Origin of the sequence: Paenibacillus sp. S150 (assembly GCF_019352175.1) — a bacterium.
Taxonomy (GTDB): Bacteria; Bacillota; Bacilli; order Paenibacillales; family Paenibacillaceae; genus Paenibacillus_AQ.
The window spans coordinates 30,288-49,277 of record NZ_JACBYI010000015.1 but is presented as its reverse complement, the minus strand read 5'-3'; the positions used below and the strand labels follow the sequence as shown (position 1 = coordinate 49,277).

The following is an 18,990-nucleotide window of genomic DNA, read 5'->3' as shown; positions in this document are numbered from 1 at the left end:
AAATTGAATGATATTAACACTATTGAAAATCCTCTCACAGGGGAACGATTAACAATTATTGGGTCTGCGGGAGATGGCAGCAATGATTTCGTTTACGAATACGTGTGTCTGCCTCGAACGCCCATTGCTCCAGAACATCTTCATCCTTTGGCGGAGGAAGCTTTTGAAGTAGTCCAGGGTATAATGACCTGTCGAATCAATGGGATCGAACGGACGTTTAACGGTGGGGACAAAGCCATTATACCGCCGGGCATAAGGCATACAGGGTGGAATAGCGGAACCGGTGAATTAATTCTCAGAGCAAAAATATCGCCGGGCATGAAGTTTGAAGAATATTACAGGACGGTCTTTTATCTGTCAAAGCAGAATAAAACCAATAAGCAAGGTGTGCCGGGGTTACTGCAACTGGCGGTTATTAGTTATGAAATGAAAAACCAGACATTCTATCCAAAATTCATCGTGTTACAGAAGCTGTATATTAACCTTTTTGGGCCTATCGCTAAGTGGCTTGGTTATAAGTCTGAATATAAATGAAGGAGATACTTCTATTGGATAATTCAGGGGAGCAGCGTAAGACAAATGTGGAATATGAAGAGGTTACTATTGAATCGAATCATGTTCCGATTGTGTTGTCTATTTGGAGAAACCGCAAGGAAGACAGCTGCATCGTTTTTTTACCGGGTACAGCAACCCATCCATTGTTCTATGAAGCATTTCTACACTCACTTGCGGAGAATCGCTTTAATGTCATAGGTGTGCACCCTGTGTGCCACGGGAAAAGCCCCCGCGTAAAAAAACTCTTTTCATTTGATGAAATTGTACAAAATGGCAAGGATGCTGTAACCTATGCTCTTGAGAATTTTAATAAAAACGTTATTGTTATGGGCTCCAGTCAAGGGGGGATTGTTGCGATAGCACTTGCTGGCCAGGATGATCGCATTCAAGCTGTTTTTCCTCACAATATCCTTATTCCAGAAGTGTCTGACTCCATTGTAGTTACGAGATTTCCTGGATTTCTCCAGAAAAATTATAAGTTTTGTATTCATTTAATGAACCGCTTGGCTAAGATGTTTCCGAAACTTCCTGTTCCTGTGAGCATTTATCTTGATTTGAAAAAGGTATCAAGCGATAAAAAAATAATTCAGCAATTTTACAACGATCCTATCGGATTCATGAGTTATCCGCTCTATTTCTTATCCAGCTTATTTAGTGCTGACCTTAGCTCGATTCAGGATGGAAGTATTAAATGTCCCGTTATCGTCTTGGCGGCAAAGGGAGATCCTTTATTTCCAGAGGCCTATACTCGACAAATATATGACATGATTAAAGCACCGTATAAGGAACTGATGCTGTTTGACGAAAATGTACATCTTCTATTAAATGAAAGTCTATCCCATGTACTCTCACCGATCGTGAATAAGTTGAACAGTATTGGTGTTAGTTTCTTTAATCAACCGTAGATATTAAACAGGTGAGCTAAAACAGCAGAACGGAGATTCCTGTCATAGAGGAATCTCTGTTCTGTTTTTTGGCCAATTACAGCTTGCTTCAGTGGAATTTAAATAGTTGTTGGGGCATCCCTGTCAGCGGGCTGCTTCAATTGATTTGGGCGTGAACGCTCTGCGGACCAGCTTCGTCAATTCCATCAGGATGACGGCGCCGAGTGCCAGGCCGCTTGCAATCAGCCACTCTGACATCCCGAACGAAGCCGGAATAGAGAAGATTTCTCTGACCCCGGGCAGAACCGCAATGCCGTAAAAGGCAAAGCAGACCAGTACGGCTCCAAGGACGTATTTGTTGCTGAAAAAGCCGGCTTCAATAGAAGTTTGACTGTTCGAGCGGGCGGCAAAGGTCTGAAGCGTACGGGACAGGATCAGGGTTGTAAATGCCATAGCCACGCCCATATCAGGTGAATTCTGAAGCCCGATATACAGGGAGATAATTACGGCTATACCTATAAGCAGACCACGGGTAATGATGGCCTGCATCATTCCTCCGGCAAATATTCCTTCCTTGAGTTCTCTTGGCTTTCTGTTCATCACATTAGGCTCGGGCTTTTCCATACCCAGAGCTATGGCGGGCAGAGAATCATTCGCCAGATTGATGAACAGAAGCTGAATCGCCGTGAAAGGATTAATCCAGTCGAAGATAAGGGCAAAGAGGATAGCGATAATCGCACCCAGGTTGCCTGAAAACAAATAGGCGATCGCTTTCTTGATATTGTCGAACACCGTTCTGCCCACAGATACAGCATTGACAATAGATACAAAATTATCATCGGTCAAAATCATGGCAGCCGAATCTTTGGCAACATCGGTTCCGCTGCCCATGGCAACTCCGATATCTGCTTGCTTCAAGGCAGGAGCGTCATTTACGCCATCGCCGGTCATGGCTGTTATTTTGCCTTTCCGCTGCCACGCCCGGACAATTCTGATCTTGTTCTCCGGGGAGACGCGGGCGTACACACCAATCTGCTCAAGCTTATTGTCAAGCTCTTCTTCGGACATGGCATCAAGCTCTTGGCCGGTTACAGCAATTTCATTTTCAGTCATCAGGCCGATATCGCGGCCGATCGCTTGCGCGGTTGTCTTATGATCACCGGTAATCATGATGGTCCGGATTCCAGCCTTCTTGGATTCTGCAATCGCTCCGTAGACGGCTTCACGGGGAGGATCAATCATAGCTGTCAAACCTACGAGCACCAGATTTTGTTCATCTTCCAGTCCGACTTCAGTGACTGTATTTGGCACGGATTTGTAAGCATAGGCAAGTACACGCAGTGCTCTTCTGGAGAAATCCTCATTGGCTTCAATGAAACGTTCAAGGACCTCCGGAGTCACCGGCACTTCTTTTCCGCTTAAAAGTACATGCGTGCACAGACCAAAGAGCACATCCGGCCCGCCTTTGGTAATCATTGCTTTTTGTCCGTCAAACGTATGCAGGGTAGTCATCAGCTTGCGGTCCGAGTCAAAAGGAAGTTCGGCTTCACGCGGGAAATTGTCGCGTATTTCCCTGTAATCTCTATTCTTGCTGTTGCTGAAGGCAATAAGCGCCACTTCGGTCGGGTCCCCCAGCTCTTTACCATCCTCATTAATGTTAGAGTCGTTACAGAGCACGGCAATATGCAGCAGGCGCCGGGCTTCCTCAGACCATTCTTCAGGCTCCTGGCTGAATTGATCACGGTCACCTTCCGGTAAAAAGTAATCTACAACCGTCATTTTATTTTGGGTCAGGGTGCCGGTTTTGTCTGTACAGATGACACTGGTTGACCCAAGGGCCTCGACGGCGGGAAGCTTTCGGATAATCGCATGCTGCTTAGCCATCTTGTTCGTGCCTACGGACAGGACAATCGTTACGATCGAGGAAAGCGCCTCGGGAATAGCGGCGACTGCAACAGCGACTGCAAACATTAGCGCATTCAGGATGGCTTCCGTTGTATCCACTGCATCATTCGACAGCCAGACACGTCCGGTCTGGATGGCAAAGATCAAAATGGACAGCAGGATAATTGCTACGCCCAGCTGCTTGCTGAATGCTTCAAGCTTGCGCTGCAGCGGTGTCTGCTTGGCTTCGGCGCTTTCAATGAGCTCAGCAATTTTTCCGATTTCGGTAGTCAGCGCGGTTCCCGTTACCACAAGGGTTCCACGGCCATATACAACCAGGGAACCGCTGAACGCCATATTGCGCCGGTCGCCGAGCGGAGATTCCTTAGGGATGGTATCTGTATGTTTTTCAACTGCCTCGGATTCCCCGGTCAGCATGCCTTCATTTATCTTCAAGCTTCCCGATTCTATGATGCGGCCGTCAGCGGGTACAAAATCCCCGGCTTCCAGCAATACAATATCACCACGAACAAGCTCCCTTGCGGGGACAGTTTTTAATTCACCATCCCGCAGCACTTTGGCCTCAGGCGCCGACATTTGCTGCAGGGCATCGAGTGAGCTTTCCGCTTTACGGGTCTGGATGACACTTATAACTGCATTGAGAATCAACACGAGGAAAATGATAAGCGACTCCATAACATGTCCCATAACAATCTGGACAATGGCCGCGATAAGCAGTACGACCACCATAGGGTCCTTGAAATTCTCAAGAAAAAGCTTCCAGACGGGATCTTTTTTCTTTCCTTTTAACTCATTGTAGCCATCATTTCTCAATCGTTTGTCGACCTCTGCCGACGTAAGTCCGTTAGTTGAACTCTGCACATCCTGTAAACTGTCTGCTACACTGTTGCGGTAGTACTCCACTAATGATAGCTCCTCTCTGCTGTACGGTGTCTTCGGTATACCGTCCGTCAAAGGAATAGACTTGAGGACTGATCTTAAAGCTTACGATTCAATCTGTAGCAAGTTTCAAAATGTTAGGTTTAGTATGTGTTCTGGGTGAAAAATTATTGGTAAATACGCCGCAATCCAGCAGGGACAAAATAATAATTAAAAGCCCGTTGTTTTGCAAATGAAGGCAGCAGAGGTAGAGAATAAGATTTTTCGAAGGTCACTGAAAATGTATTTTTATGTATTGAGATTGTAAAAAAATTGTAGTAGCATTAAATTTAATGATATAACAAAATGATTTATACATATAAAAAACAAAAGGGTGAATAGCAGTTTTATTATTATATTTCTGATCTGATTGGCACTAGGCTGCATACATTTTTTTCTGGGGAATTCTTATAACAACGCAAATATATTTTGTTGTATGGGGGTATTGAAGTTTGAATGCTTAGGCCAAAAATAAAATTTTGTGGATATGGGATGTGATTCAGTGCCAATAATCAAGGTAGAGAATCTTACGAAGAATTATCGGAGACAAATCAGAAATGGAGGTTTCGTCGGCTCGCTGCAAAATTTATTCAATGCAAAATATGAGATAAAAACAGCGGTTAATGATATATCTTTCCAAATTGATGAAGGTGAAGTTATAGGCTATTTGGGTCCGAATGGGGCGGGGAAGTCGACAACGATAAAGATGCTGTCAGGTATATTATTGCCGACGAGCGGAAATATAGAGGTGAACGGGTTAATTCCTTATAAAAACCGAAAAGAGCATGCCAGCAAAATTGGAGTAGTATTTGGTCAGCGAACACAGCTATGGTGGGATATTCCAGTATCTGAATCATTAAATTTAATGAGATATATGTATAATGTTTCGGAAAAACAGTATCGGGCCAAGTTTGAATATCTTTATGGACTATTTGGATATAGGTGAATTCATCCACGTTCCCGTGAGGCAACTCAGTTTAGGACAACGTATGCGAGCTGATCTTTGCGCTGCGTTGCTTCATGATCCTAAAGTGTTATTTTTGGATGAGCCGACAATCGGATTGGATGTGGTAGTCAAAGAAAATATCAGGCAATTTATCAAAGAGATGAACAAAGAGATAAATACCTCAGTTATTCTCACGACTCATGACATGTCAGACATAGAAAAACTCTGTTCTCGTGTAGTAGTTATTGATCATGGGAGAATTATATATGACGGGAATCTTCAACAATTGAAAAATGAATATGATTCAGAAGAAGTAATGATTGTTGAAACAGATGAAATGGCAGAGAATACTCAAGACCTCTATCAATTAGGCGTAACCCACATTCATCATGAAGGGACAAAACTACATATTATTTATGACAAAAAAAAACTAAATTCAACAGTGGTTATTACATGGTTACTGGAACGTAGGCAATATTAGCTTAAAAGAGATGGTTACCTACGTTATTATAAGCACTACAATTTCTCTATTGATAAAAAACGAAGTCATCAAACAGATGGAAAGAAAGATCCGAAGCGGTGAAATTGCAATGGATTTAATTAAACCTATGAATTTTAAACTGATATTTATTAGCGATACAGTAGGGAATAGTATATTCAGGTTAAGTTTTCAACTCATCCCGCTTTTAGCAGTCGGATCTATTGCATTTGGGTTTCAAATGGTCCAATTGAAAATTTTACCGTTCTTTCTTCTTTCATTAATTAATGCGGCTATTATTTATTTTTTGATAACCTTTATTATTGGTTTATTGGCGTTTTGGTATATGGCTGTCTGGCATTTGCAAAGATTCTTGAGTGATTTAATCGGTCTTTTATCGGGGTCCATTATACCGTTATGGTTTTTCCCTGATTTCTTGCAGCAAATTTCAGTTTACCTTCCCTTTAGATTAATCTACTTTGTTCCGCTATCCATTTATTTAGGTAAGACAGAGATCAATGATATCGTTATCCTGATGCTTCAGCAATGGTTTTGGATAATAGTGCTATGGATTGGAGAGAGGTTGGTATGGAGTAAAGCCATTAATAAGCTGGTTATTCAAGGGGGATAAGATGAATCCTTTAAAAATATATATCAGGTTCATAATCGTTTACTTGAGAAGCAAAATGGTCCATATTATAGCAAGACAGTTCGAATACACCTTTTTGGGACATATTATACTATCAATAATTATTTTCTGTATCTCAATTCCAAAGCTGAGTATCGACTGGACAATCTTTAAGGCATTATGGTTTGTGCTACTTCTACTGGGGGCTGTCCTAATTCATTCTGCAATTATGATTGCCTCTGGAAGTATTAGCTTTTGGTTTGTTAAGTCATCTGCAGTGCTGGAATTAGCAATATATGACCTTAGAAGTTTTTTGAATTATCCAATTACGATATATCAGAAATGGATACAAATTCTGTTGACGTTCTTTTTACCGTTTGCCTTCATTAACTTTTTCCCTGCCCAGTACTTGCTTCAAAAAGAAGGGGGTATGCTTTTTCATCCGTTACTACAATATGGCGCTCCAATTATCGGCTTAATTTCTATACTGTTGGCTTACAGGGTTTGGGATTTGGGCATTAATCAATATCAAAGTACAGGGTCATAAAAGGATTAGTTGCTAATCTGTGGGAGCGGGGTTTCACTTTGTCACCGCTGTATAACACCATATTCTCATAGTCATCCCAGTCCTGATAATCAAGCAACCCTTGATTTATCAGGATTTTTTATGTCTGCTTCCCGTTTCTCCAACATTGCATAATCCCTTCTATAGAGTCTCCATCATCCCTCCGCCAAATGAATAAAATTTAAATTTCTGTTGACATATTGCCTATGGTTAAATATATTGTTCATAAGAATAAATGTTTACCTAAGGAAACATATATGTAGATGAAAATATTTGTTTCACTCAGGAAATACGTTGCATGGTTATACGGATAGCAGATTTATCAGAAGGAGACGGGGGATTTGTAAATGATTGAAATTCGGAACCTAAACGTGGATTATTTCGGGAATTCAGCATTGGAAAATGTGAATCTGGATATACCCTTTGGGCATGCGGTGGGCATTATCGGTCCTAACGGTGCAGGTAAATCTACATTTATTAAGTCATTGTTGGATGTTATCAAAAAGAGAACAGGAAAGGTAATGGTCGGGGGAAAAGATATTTCTGAATATAGACGGAAGATCGCCTATGTACCGCAGAAAAATGACATTGATCTTTCTTTTCCAATCACCGTGAAGGATACAGTGCTCACCGGAACTTACCCGAACTTGAAGCTGTTCCGGCGTCCCGGGCAAAAAGAGCGGGACCGGGCCTTGCAATGCATGGCCATGGTGGATATCAGTGACCTGGCGGATAAGCAGATCAGCAATTTGTCCGGGGGACAGCTTCAAAGGGTTTTTATTGCCAGGGCCCTCGCCCAGGAAGCCCATGTTTTTTTTCTGGATGAACCTTTTGTCGGCATAGATCTGGTCAGTGAGAAGATCATTGTGAATCTGCTCAAGCAGCTGCGCGAAGAAGGCAAAACGATCCTCGTCGTTCACCACGACTTGCATGAGGTCGAAGAATATTTTGACAAAATCATCATTCTCAATAAGAAACTGATTGCTTTTGGCGATGTGGCAGACACGTTCACGACGGAAAATATCCGCAGGGCGTACGGTGCCTCCCTGGGAAATGTGATTATCAGAGGGATGGGAGGGAGCGGGAATGATTGATTATGTGTCAGGCTTGCTGAACCTTCCAATATATGCGCTTAACGCCGGAATATCTGCGATCATACTTGGAATTGTTTCGGGAGCGCTTGGAAGCTTTATTGTGCTCAGAAAGATGTCGCTGATGGGAGACGCCTTATCCCATGCAGTACTTCCCGGTGTGGCGCTATCGTACATACTGGGAATCAACATTCTGCTGGGGGCCTCGCTGTTTGGGCTTCTGGCCGCAATTCTCATTCAGTTTATTACAAGCCGCAGCAATATCAAAAGCGATACCTCGATCGGCATTATTCTCAGCTCATTTTTTGCCCTGGGCATTGTCCTGATTACCTTTGCCAAAAGCGGGCTTGATCTGACCCATATTTTATTTGGCAACATTCTGGCCGTCCCGCAGTCTGAGCTTACGCAATCCTTTGTGATTATGCTTGTTGTACTTGCGGTCATTGTTCTGTTATATAAAGAGCTCTTAATCAGTTCGTTCGATCCGGTAGTTGCCAAAGCGTATGGATTAAAAACAGGCTTTTATCATTATTTGCTGATGATGCTCCTGTCAGTGGTCACGGTATCCTCATTATCCCAAGTAGGCATTGTGCTTGTAATCGCCATGCTGGTTATTCCGGCAGCGACTTCCTATTTGTGGACGAATACATTACTGCATATGATTGTGCTGGCTTCCGCGGTCGGTGCCGTATCGGGAATCGCAGGAGTGTTTGTGAGCTTCAGCTTCAATCTGCCGACAAGTGCCACGATTGTGCTGGTTGGGGTAAGCGTGTTCGGGATCTCATTTATTTTATCGCCTAAAAACAATTTTCTGAGGAAAGGGCTGAAACAAGGATGAAAAAATCCAAACTTCTATCTATGGCCATGTTCATTTTGCTGCTTGCCGGATGTTCAAGCGTTGGTGAAGGGGAAGCGGGTGAGGATAAGCTGAAGATTGTTGCCACGTACTCCATTATCGCGGATATGACAGAAAATATAGTGGGGGATAAGGCAGAAGTCTACAGCATGGTTCCCATCGGAACGGACCCGCATATGTACGATCCACTGCCTGCAGATACCAGCAGAGTATCCGGTGCGGATTTGATTTTTTATAACGGCTTGAATCTTGAGACGGGGAAGGGATGGTTCCAGGACCTCCTGAAGGTGACTAATAAGAATGAGGTTGCCTTTGCTGTCTCGGAAGAAGTAACCCCCATGTATTTAACCGAAAAAGGCAAGGAAACCCAAGTAGATCCCCACGCCTGGCTGGATATTCAAAATTCCATCAAGTATGTGGACCTCATCACCGAACGTGTGATTGAACAAGACCCGGACAACAAGGAGTACTATCTGAATAATCAATCAGAGTATATTAAGGAGCTTAATGAGCTGGATCAGTATGCAAAGGATGCTGTGACTGCGATCCCCCAGGAGAAACGTATTCTGGTCACCAGCGAGGGGGCATTCAAATACTTCTCGAAGGCGTATGGATTTGAATCGGCTTTTATCTGGGAGATTAATACGGACAGCCAGGGAACGCCTGAGCAAATGAAGAAAATTATTAACATTATCAATGAAAATCAGGTGCCTGCGCTATTTCTGGAAACGAGCGTTAATCCCAAGACAATGGAAACCATCTCTAATGAAACGGGAGTACCTATACATTCCAAGATCTTTACCGATTCTTTAGCAAAAAAAGGTGAAGACGGGGACACATATATTAAGATGATTAAATGGAATATTGATAAAGTTGTAGAAGGGTTATCGCAATAATATGAGAAAAATGAATTGAACACCACTTGGATGTTTTCCGTGAATCTTCTCTCAAGGGTCTCAATTTAATAGCCGGAAAAAATTTTGTTTATAAAAAAGCCGCTCATTATTGGGCGGCTTTTTTATAAGAGAATTTATAGGTTTCACGCTATCAATTAGCCTTCTCTTTCTCGCTGTAACGGATACCGTCCTATAAGGACGGCGCAGCCGTTTCTGCTTGTTGGAAAATTAATTTGAAAAAGCAACAGGCAGCTCTGAAAAAGAGTTGAAGATGATAAATATCATATATTTAAGCGGATTTATTCATTACACTAGAGCAAATAATGATCATGATAATCATTATCAATCAATGCGGATTTTGTTTCTTCTATTTGCTCAAAAGTGGGGGGATTCGGTTGCAGGGGAGATTTTGGCGGACAGGTTTGGCAGTTATTCTGTTAATGGTATTGATCATTCCAGGTCAAGCCCATGCAGCGGATGGCAATTGGCGCAAGGTGGTAGACCAAATAGAAGATACCTTGCAGCAAGCACTGGAGACATATGATAAGGGGGATGTCGCAGAGGCGAAGAATCAGGTCAATAATGCATATTATGGACCTTATGAGAGCGGACAGATGGAGAAAGCGGTGAAATATAATATTTCATCGAAGCGGAACGCCATCATCGAGGAAGAGTTCCGCCTGATCCGCAAGTCGATGACTGCCGGAGCCTCCAAGGCTGAGGTGAATCAGCAGATGTCGGAGCTGGTGGACATGCTGCAGGAGGATGCGGCTACGCTCAGCAAGTCTGACAGTACTCCATGGGGGATTTTCTTATCCTCACTGGCCATCATCCTGCGGGAAGGCATTGAAGCTATTCTCGTGATCGCCGCCATCATTGCGTATCTGATCAAGTCGGGAAATGGGGACAAGGTCAAGATTATTTATCAGAGCTCATTAGTGGCTCTGGGGGCAAGCGTGCTGACCGCGATTGGCCTCAAATATTTATTTAATATCAGCGGGGCCAGCCAGGAAAATCTGGAGGGCATTACGATGCTGCTGGCCGTAGTTGTGCTTTTCTCCATGAGCTTCTGGTTAATCGGCAAAGCCGATGCCAAACGGTGGAAGAATTATATTGAGGGTAAGATTCAGACCTCGATAACGACGGGCAACACTCTGACTCTATGGCTGGCTGCATTTCTTGCTGTCTATAGAGAAGGCGCCGAGACGGTCCTTTTCTATCAGGCCTTGGTGAGTGGACAAGATCGGGCAGGGGTCAGCATGATCGGGCTCGGAATTGCCGCCGGAGCTGTGGGGCTGGTTGTGATTTTCCTGATTATCCGCTACGGGAGTCTTCGCATTCCGCTTAAGCCCTTCTTTATCGGAACCAGCATTCTGATGTACTATCTGGCTTTTGTTTTTGCCGGGGAAGCCATTACGGAGCTGCAGGCCGGAACTATGGTTAGCGCAACAACGGTCTCCGGATTTCCGATTATAAGCTTTTTTGGGATCTATCCAACGGTAGAAAGCCTGACCGCACAGGGGCTGCTGCTGCTGGCTACGGTCATAGGTCTTGTCTGGTATATGCTGTCCACCCGCAAAGGCAAGCTCAAACCGGAAGGAAGGCAATTGCAGGGGTAATGGCGTTCATGATGTTTTTTCAGATTTATAACAAATATATAGGGGTGTAAAGAGAATGAAAAAAATCAAAAATATCTTGATGATCACAGGAATGGCAGTGGCTATGTCTTCATTAATGCTGGGCTGCAATTCGACGGGCAACAGCGGCAATGACGCAGCTGCTTCAGGAAACAATACGGAAGTCAATGCTCCGTCGGATGAAGCGGCAGCCTTTGAAGAGTTCCCGATCGGTGAAGAGCAGGAAGTCGAAGGCCTGAAGGTTGGAGCGCTGTATCTGCAGCCGGTAGATATGGAACCAATGGACAAAGCGGGCTTGCCTGCCGCCCAGTCCGACTTCCACCTCGAAGCGGATATTGCCGCGCTGGAAGGGAATCAGACAGGCTTCGGGATTGGCGAGTTTATCCCATACCTGACCGTTCATTATCAGATCAAAGCCAAAGCTACAGATAAAGTGGTTTCCGAAGGGACCTTTATGCCTATGAATGCTTCTGACGGTGCCCACTATGGAGCCAATGTAAAGCTTGACGGTGCAGGGGAATATGTTCTGAATTATGTGGTGGAATCACCGGAAAAAATGGACTACCTGCTGCATACGGATGACGCGACAGGCGTAGAGGGACGTTTCTGGCAGGAACCGATCGACTTAACCTGGGAATTCTCATGGGTGCCAAGAACCTGGTAAAACATAGTACAGACAAGCGTCCGCAAGCATAATCGGGGATTGTAACCAGAACAGTGTGGTGAGAAAAAATTGTTAAAAGCGATTTCGATTACGCTCGGAAACGGATTTGAGGTTGCGCTGATTATTTCCGTCCTTATCGTGTGGCTCCGGCATGCGGGGAGCAGTGCTTTATCCAGATGGGTATACGGCGGGGCCGGATTTGCCGCAATTGCCGGCTGTGCTGTGCTGTATGCATTGAAATGGTCGGGGCCGAAAAAGGAAAGCTTTACAGGCTGGACAATGGCAGTGTGCTTTATTTTGGAGGTTCTATATCTGATTTGGATCAGCAAGGCCAGAAAAGTGGACTCGGCAGCTGCACATACAGCGCATTCGCTGTGGACCAGAGGTACAGTGGGGAAAATATTTATTTTCCTCACTGCCGCTTCGCTGACGGTGCTGCCGCTGATGCGCGTGCTGCAGTTTCCAAGCAGTATCTTTATCCAGACTTACAGTGTAGTCAACACTGAGCTTATTCTTAAGTTCACGGGCGGCTTGCTGGGGCTGGTGTTCAGCTTCCTTTTTGCAATGTCCTTTCTAAGAAGCACACGTACACTTTCAGTTCGCAGCTCAGTGGCTGGAAGTGTACTGCTACTGGCGGCTATGATGCTCAATCAGATTTTTACTGTCGCACAGATTCTATTCGCCAGAGGCGTATTTCCGTTAACTCCGCTGACGATGAAGATCCTGGTCCCCATTATTAATAACATGGATAAATACCTTTACGTGCTGCTTGGAGCCTCGTTGATCTGGACCGTAACGGTCCTATTGTCGTTTAAGAGAAGAAAAGAAAAATTGTCCGAGACCTGGAATCCTGCGGTTCAGCGGAAGTTCAAGGCGCGGGTGCGCAACGACAAACGCTGGCTGGCTTCCATTGCGGGATTGATGGTGCTTGTTCCCTCCTTGCTCAGTGTAGAGGCGGTTTTGGCCAATCAGACGATTGAATTATCCCCGGCGGAGCCGGTCACTCCTGACGCAAGCCGGCAGATTGTCATTCCGGCTGCGTCCGTGGATGACCGGAATCTCCACCGGTTCGGGTACACGGCTGCGGACGGAACGATTGTCCGGTTCATTATTATCCGCAAATCCGAAACGATGTACGGGGTCGGATTCGATGCCTGCAAAATCTGTGGCTCTTCAGGATACTACCAGAAGAATAACAAGGTCATTTGCCGGAAATGCGATGTTATCATGAATATTCCAACCATTGGCTTCGAGGGCGGCTGTAATCCGATCCCGCTTGCGTATCACATGGATAAAGGCAATCTGGTCATTGCGGGCAGTGACTTGGAGCAGGAAACCGCTACGTTTCACCAGGAGGATCTTTTCCAGCATTAAGGGCTGACAGCGTTAAAAGATTGGGGATGGAATGATGTTTTTTCGAATGCTCGCCAAAGCGTTTACCGTTGGCTTCAAAGGCAAGATTCTGCTCATCGTTACGATTGCCTTCGGGGCGTCCCTCGCTACGGCTATGCTGAACGTGTCTCTGGATGTCGGCGATAAAATGAACCGGGAATTAAAAACCTATGGCGCCAACCTGCAGGTCATTCCAAAAATGGATGCCCTGCCTGCGGAAATAGACGGGGTGGATTTCAATCCGCTTGCCGACAGAGAGTTCATTGCAGAGGAAGAACTGCCGAAGATTAAGACGATCTTCTGGGCCTATAACATTGTTGCCTTTACCCCTTATCTGGAAGCCTCCGCCAATGTAGCTAAGGTGAATCATCCTGTAGCAGTGGTAGGTACCTGGTTCAACAAAGATTTGGAACTTCCAACGGGAGAACGGATTAATACGGGAATAGAGCAGCTCAAAACCTGGTGGCAGGTTGAAGGGGAATGGGTAAAGGACGATGACAGCAACACTGCGCTGGTAGGCGCAGCACTGGCCAATCAGCTCGGGCTGGCGCCCGGGCAGACACTTGAGGTCAATGTCGATGTGAACGGCGGCGGCAAGAGCCTGCCGCTGAAGGTAGCAGGAATCTTAAGCGGCGGCGGAACGGATGACGACAAAATCTTTGTCTCTCTCGGAACCTTGCAGCAAACGACAGGGTTATCCGGCAAAGTGGGCAGGGTTGAGGTGAGTGCACTGACGACTCCGGAGAACGAGCTGGCGAGAAGAGCGGCGCTGAATCCGGAACGGCTCTCCGCCAAGGATTACGAGACCTGGTATTGCACCGCCTATGTCAGCGCCATTGCCTATCAGATTGAGAAGGCTCTGCCCGGCTCCGAGGCCAAGGTGATCCGGCAGGTTGCCGAATCCGAAGGCATGATTCTGACCAAAATCCAGCTGTTGATGTTTATTCTCACGGCTGCCGCACTGATCAGCTCCGGCTTGGGCATTTCGGGCCTGATGACCACTAAGGTACTCGAAAGAAGCAAAGAGATTGGCCTTATGAAGGCGCTGGGGGCCCAAAGCCACGCGGTTCTGCTGCTGTTTGTAATGGAAGCCGTAATATCCGGCGTTGTAGGCGGACTTCTCGGCTACGGGGCGGGACTTGGCTTTGCCCATATTATAGACCGGACTGTATTTGATACTTCGCTTACCTTCAAAGGGCTGGTTCTGCCGCTGGTCCTGCTGCTCTCTGTGCTGCTCACCTTGGCGGGCAGCTTCTCGGCAATGCGGATGGTTATCCGGCTTCAGCCTGCCAATGTAATGAGAGGCGGGAGATAGCATGCGTAAATCAGCGATGTTCTTCAGAATGCTGGCCAGCTCCTTTCAGCTTAGAAAATCGAGAATGTTAATTGCTTTGTTCGCCATCATTGTCGGAACTGCAGTGATCTCGGGATTACTCAGCGTATATTACGATATCAACATTAAAATGGGGATGGAATTCCGGTCCTACGGTGCCAATCTAATCCTCACCCCTACTGCGGAATCCCAGCAAAAAGTATTTCCGGAGAGCACCGCCCAGGAGATTGCCGGCATATTCCCGCAGGAGGATGTAGTGGGATACACATCGAACCTGTACGGGCTGGTGAAAATTAATTCCCGCAGACTTGTGGTGGTAGGCACCTGGTTTGATCAAATCTCCAAAATCACCCCCTATTGGGAGATTACCGGCACAATAGAGAGTGACCGCAAGGCTTCCGGGACGGTGCTTGTCGGAAAGGCATTAGCCGAGAAGCTGGGTTACAAGATTGGAACGGTCCTGCCGCTGCAGGACGAAGTAACGGGAAATGAGCAAAAGGTCACGGTGACGGGCACCATCAGCAGCGGCGGGACGGAAGATAACCAGATTTTTATCAATCTTGCGGATGCCCAGAAGCTGTTTCAGCAGGAAGGCATGGCCAATGCGGCTTACTTCAGTGTTGCCGGGGAGGGCTTGGATGCCGCGGCCTCTGCCGCCGATGTCAAATTTCCGCAAATGAAGCTTAGCCCGATCAAGCAAATTTCCGGCTCCGAGGCAGTCATGCTGGATAAGATCAGCTCGCTTGTATATATCGTCGTTGTGATTATTCTTTTGTCCACTTTATTATGCGTAGCCACAACGATGATGACGATGGTCATGGAGCGCAAGCAGGAGATCGCCTTGAAAAAGGTGCTGGGAGCCCACAATAAAGCTCTTTCCCTGGAATTTCTGAGCGAAGCAGGAGTGCTGGCACTGGCAGGTACACTGGCCGGTCTGGTGTTCGGCTACTTTCTGGCCCAGATTATCGGGCAAAGTGTATTCCACTCCCCGATTTCCTTTCGCTGGGCAGTGATTCCGCTGGTCACGGTGACCGCATTGCTCGTAGCCGGACTGGCTTCTCTGATTCCGCTAAGATCCGTCATCGGCATAGAGCCGGCTGTTGTTCTCAAAGGGGAATAGCACAGAAAGGGGACAGGACAATGAGTATTCTGGAAATCTCCGGAATGGGCAAAAAATATGGGAATTTGCATGCATTGCAGAATATCACTTTTTCTGTAGAGCCGGGGGAATGGCTGTCGATCATGGGCTCCTCCGGTTCGGGAAAGAGCACGATGCTGAATATGATCGGGCTGATGGACAAACCAACCAGCGGCGAGGTGAAGATCGACGGGATTGTCACCAGCTCGCTGGGCTCCAAGAAACTGACGGAAATCCGCAAGGACAAGATTGGACTGGTGTTCCAGCAGTTTCACCTGATCCCCCATCTCACGGCGCTTGAGAATGTGATGGTGGCCCAGTATTATCACAGCATGCCTGACGAGAAGGAGGCTGCGGCAGCCCTGGCCCGGGTCGGCCTGGGGGGCCGGGCGAAGCATTTGCCGCGCCAGCTCTCCGGGGGGGAACAGCAGCGGGTATGCATCGCCAGAGCGTTGATTAACTACCCGGCGCTGATTCTGGCCGATGAGCCTACAGGGAATCTGGATGAGTCCAATGAAAAGATTGTGCTGGAGCTGTTCCAGGAGCTGCACAGAGAAGGCCATACAATTATTATGGTCACTCATGCGCCTGAGGTAGGCGAGCTGGCCGAGCGGCAAATCCGTCTGGAGCACGGAATCATCAAAGAGATTCGGACGCCTGATAGAATCGGGAATTATGCTTAACAGGCTGGACTCCAGCTGGTCTGCAGCGTTTATTGCCAAGCAGCGGAATCCTGCTGCCGCCAATACTGATAATCAAGAAATTCTTGATTTGTCAGGATTTTTTCTCGCTGTAACGGATACCGTCCTATCAGGACGGCGCAGCCGTTTCCACTTGAAAGATAAGAATTTATCCTGAATTCGAAAGTAAGCATCTACAAATCATCTAAAAGGCTCTACACGAAGGGATTTTTTGTGAAAAACAACTTGCACCCAATGGGTGATGGAAAAAGCGGGGCTATCCCTTGTCCGATCTGGATTTGTTCAATTCACTTTCGAAATTCAGGTTTATATGTTTTGGGGTCCCCGCAAAGTACCTGAGACATCATCGAAGCCAAGGCCCCACTTTGTGGGGTTATTTTGCGCAGGATATGTTCAGGCTTTTGGAGCGGCCGCTCCGCGAACGGAGCGTTGTCCGGGTCGCTGTGCTCTCCAGATTTATTTCATTCCCCTTAGGAGCTGCGAGGAAATGAGTACCCGCTTTTGTTGACAAAAGCTCCACGGTTTTGGGAGTTTTGTCAACAATGTAGCGGTACTTTATTTCGCCGCAGTCTCTTAGCGGTGAAAATCCGGAGACCCAGGCGGCCGCTGCCGCTGTTCCGCGGGTCCGTCCATCCGCTCCGCTGTTTAAGCGGGAGGCGGGTCTGTAATCTTTAAAAAACACAATACAGAAACTTAATGTATATGAAATGAACCGGAGAACCTGAACAAGCTGACGGAATGCAAGGAGGAGATTCATAGGGGACTGAAGCGAAGTGGAAAAAGTAACTAAAGAAACTAATTTATCCTGAATTGAACCGGAGAATCTGAACAAGCTGGCGGAACGCAAGGAAGAGATTCATAGGGAACGGAAGCGAAGTGGAAAAAGTAACACTAATGGGCTGAAATTCTGGCTTGAACGGGCTTTAGTGGGATTTTGTACACTTAATGGAGGCCTTCTCCCCCCATATGGCTGATTTCAGCCGGATTAGTTATACTTTTTCCCACTAGGGATGATCCAGTCTCCGAATGCGGTGGATTAGTTATCCTTTTTACCACTAAAATGGCTGCCCTTTGGATGAATGGTTCAAGTTCATCTGAATTTAGGCGTATTCCTTAGTAAGGGGGTGAAACGGATCGATTAGCGAAAAAGCGGCTGAGGGGAGTATGAAGTGACCTTTTCCACTTGGCTTCCCGCCTGGCTTCAGCAGCCAGCCTTACACCTGAAATGCAAACAGCTGCGCTGCACGGTTAAGGACGGCGCAGCCGTTTCTGCATGAAAGATAAGAATTTATATGTTTTGGGGTCCCCGAAAAGTACCTGAGTAAATCATCGAAGCCAAGGCCCCACTCCCCTGGAAATAACTTTACGCCCCCATTTCCATCATCTGTGGTGCCGCGTCAGCGGCATGGATGGCTTTGTGGGGTTATTTTATACAAGGCTGTCCGCATCCGGCGCAGCCGGAATTATGCTTGCGGCATACTCCCGGCGGTAGCTCTGCGGCCCTTGTCCATAGTGTTTCTTGAAAGTTCTGCTGAAGTAGCTTAAATCCGCAAAGCCGGCCTGCTCTGCGGCTTCGGAAATCAGGATGCCGGGAAGGAGCAGAAGCTCCCGGGCCTTTTCCAGGCGGATCTGGTTCATCCGTTCTACAATGGTGTATCCGGTAAGCCTCTTGTACTCGCGCGACAAATGCCCGTAGCTCATATGCAGCGAGGCGGCCAGCCCGGCTACGCTCAGGCGGCTGCCCTGAAAGTCCTCCAGATAGATATCCACCTTGCGGACGATGGGGTCTTGCGGGGTCCGGACGGCTTTCGCATCTCCCTCCATTTCCTGCTGCAGGCGGCTGAGCTGATCCAGCAGCCGGACGAGCAGAAGCTGCAGTCCCAGCTCCGAGCGGCTTACGGCTGCCTCCTCCAGGAACTGCTTCAGCAATCTGCCGAAGCCTTCTTCATCCCGGTATGACCCGGGCCTCCAGTGATGCAGCCGCTGAAGCCTTGCATAGAATGAGCCTTCAGCCTCCCCGCCGCCCGTCAAGCCAAAAGCTTTCTCTCCGTCATTCTCCGGCTCAGCACGGGCAATCCGCCACCGGAAGCAGAGTCCTTCATGCGGATTGCCGCGGGTATAGGAATGGGAATGCACCATGCCCGGAGGAATCAGGAAGAATTCCCCCTCCTGCACAGAGATGGAATCTGCTCCGAACTGCGTCTCCAGCTGACCGGCCAGCACATAGTTGAACTCAAACCAGGTATGGGCATGGGACGGGCATTTACTGGCTGTGCCAATTTGTTCAAAAATGATATCTACCCAATCAACTACAGCATCCTGAATGCGGATTTCACGGCATAATGCATTGAATACAGGAGGCAGAACAGTTTTCCATTCACTGATTTTCATATTCTCCAAATT

At 46.8% G+C, this 18,990-nt stretch carries 17 protein-coding genes; 15 read left to right on the top strand and 2 right to left on the bottom strand.

What is annotated here, in order from left to right; all coding sequences use genetic code 11:
- Window positions 1-3: 3 nt before the first annotated feature.
- Both HYD27_RS15355 and HYD27_RS15350 read left to right on the top strand, forming a co-directional pair.
- The gene (locus HYD27_RS15355; protein ID WP_219216553.1) at window positions 4-534 is read left to right on the top strand and encodes a cupin domain-containing protein; all 531 of its coding nucleotides are present in this window, start codon (window positions 4-6) and stop codon (window positions 532-534) included.
- A gap of 14 nt (window positions 535-548) precedes the next feature.
- Entirely contained in the window at window positions 549-1,460 is a 912-nt protein-coding gene (locus HYD27_RS15350) for an alpha/beta fold hydrolase (RefSeq protein WP_219216552.1), read from the top strand.
- Between the two features lie 123 nt (window positions 1,461-1,583).
- Here the strand turns inward: HYD27_RS15350 and HYD27_RS15345 are convergent, their stop codons facing one another.
- Complete coding sequence (locus tag HYD27_RS15345) at window positions 1,584-4,247, bottom strand: cation-translocating P-type ATPase (protein WP_219216551.1); 2,664 nt, start codon at window positions 4,245-4,247, stop codon at window positions 1,584-1,586.
- A gap of 517 nt (window positions 4,248-4,764) precedes the next feature.
- Here HYD27_RS15345 and HYD27_RS32425 point away from each other — a divergent pair.
- The 13 genes from HYD27_RS32425 to HYD27_RS15280 all read left to right on the top strand — a co-directional run bounded on the left by HYD27_RS32425 (window position 4,765) and on the right by HYD27_RS15280 (window position 16,569).
- A complete protein-coding gene (locus HYD27_RS32425; RefSeq protein ID WP_219216550.1) occupies window positions 4,765-5,208 on the top strand; it encodes an ATP-binding cassette domain-containing protein in 444 nt (147 codons plus the stop codon).
- Window positions 5,186-5,689: an AAA family ATPase gene (locus tag HYD27_RS32420; RefSeq protein ID WP_219216549.1), complete on the top strand. Its 504-nt coding sequence runs from the start codon at window positions 5,186-5,188 to the stop codon at window positions 5,687-5,689. Before HYD27_RS32425 ends, HYD27_RS32420 begins: the two co-directional genes overlap by 23 nt.
- Before the next feature lie 10 nt (window positions 5,690-5,699).
- Window positions 5,700-6,317: an ABC transporter permease gene (locus HYD27_RS15330; RefSeq protein WP_219216548.1), complete on the top strand. Its 618-nt coding sequence runs from the start codon at window positions 5,700-5,702 to the stop codon at window positions 6,315-6,317.
- Window position 6,318: 1 nt separating this feature from the next.
- Window positions 6,319-6,861, top strand: a complete 543-nt coding sequence (locus HYD27_RS15325; RefSeq protein WP_219216546.1) for an ABC-2 family transporter protein — start codon at window positions 6,319-6,321, stop codon at window positions 6,859-6,861.
- Between the two features lie 368 nt (window positions 6,862-7,229).
- Window positions 7,230-7,973 carry a metal ABC transporter ATP-binding protein gene (locus tag HYD27_RS15320; protein WP_219216682.1) on the top strand — a complete coding sequence of 248 codons (744 nt, stop codon included), beginning with the start codon at window positions 7,230-7,232 and terminating at the stop codon, window positions 7,971-7,973.
- On the top strand, window positions 7,969-8,808 hold the full coding sequence (locus HYD27_RS15315) for an iron chelate uptake ABC transporter family permease subunit (protein WP_375373921.1): 840 nt from the start codon (window positions 7,969-7,971) through the stop codon (window positions 8,806-8,808). The genes HYD27_RS15320 and HYD27_RS15315 overlap by 5 nt, the downstream gene beginning before the upstream one ends.
- Window positions 8,805-9,722 (top strand): metal ABC transporter substrate-binding protein, encoded by a 918-nt coding sequence (locus HYD27_RS15310; RefSeq protein ID WP_219216542.1) that lies wholly within the window; start codon window positions 8,805-8,807, stop codon window positions 9,720-9,722. The genes HYD27_RS15315 and HYD27_RS15310 overlap by 4 nt, the downstream gene beginning before the upstream one ends.
- A gap of 395 nt (window positions 9,723-10,117) precedes the next feature.
- Window positions 10,118-11,341 carry an FTR1 family iron permease gene (locus HYD27_RS15305; protein WP_219216540.1) on the top strand — a complete coding sequence of 408 codons (1,224 nt, stop codon included), beginning with the start codon at window positions 10,118-10,120 and terminating at the stop codon, window positions 11,339-11,341.
- 55 nt (window positions 11,342-11,396) lie between these two features.
- The gene (locus HYD27_RS15300; protein WP_219216538.1) at window positions 11,397-12,023 is read left to right on the top strand and encodes an iron transporter; all 627 of its coding nucleotides are present in this window, start codon (window positions 11,397-11,399) and stop codon (window positions 12,021-12,023) included.
- Window positions 12,024-12,092: 69 nt separating this feature from the next.
- Window positions 12,093-13,397 (top strand): Fe-S-containing protein, encoded by a 1,305-nt coding sequence (locus HYD27_RS15295; RefSeq protein WP_219216536.1) that lies wholly within the window; start codon window positions 12,093-12,095, stop codon window positions 13,395-13,397.
- Window positions 13,398-13,431: 34 nt separating this feature from the next.
- Window positions 13,432-14,730, top strand: coding sequence for an ABC transporter permease (locus HYD27_RS15290; protein ID WP_219216534.1), 1,299 nt, complete (start codon window positions 13,432-13,434; stop codon window positions 14,728-14,730).
- A 1-nt stretch (window position 14,731) separates the two neighbouring features.
- Complete coding sequence (locus HYD27_RS15285; protein ID WP_219216533.1) at window positions 14,732-15,868, top strand: ABC transporter permease; 1,137 nt, start codon at window positions 14,732-14,734, stop codon at window positions 15,866-15,868.
- Window positions 15,869-15,888: 20 nt separating this feature from the next.
- A complete protein-coding gene (locus tag HYD27_RS15280) occupies window positions 15,889-16,569 on the top strand; it encodes an ABC transporter ATP-binding protein (RefSeq protein ID WP_219216531.1) in 681 nt (226 codons plus the stop codon).
- Between the two features lie 1,446 nt (window positions 16,570-18,015).
- On the opposite strand, the gene HYD27_RS15275 is transcribed toward HYD27_RS15280, so the two are convergent.
- Window positions 18,016-18,978: a helix-turn-helix transcriptional regulator gene (locus tag HYD27_RS15275; RefSeq protein ID WP_228745162.1), complete on the bottom strand. Its 963-nt coding sequence runs from the start codon at window positions 18,976-18,978 to the stop codon at window positions 18,016-18,018.
- Between the last annotated feature and the right edge of the window lie 12 nt (window positions 18,979-18,990).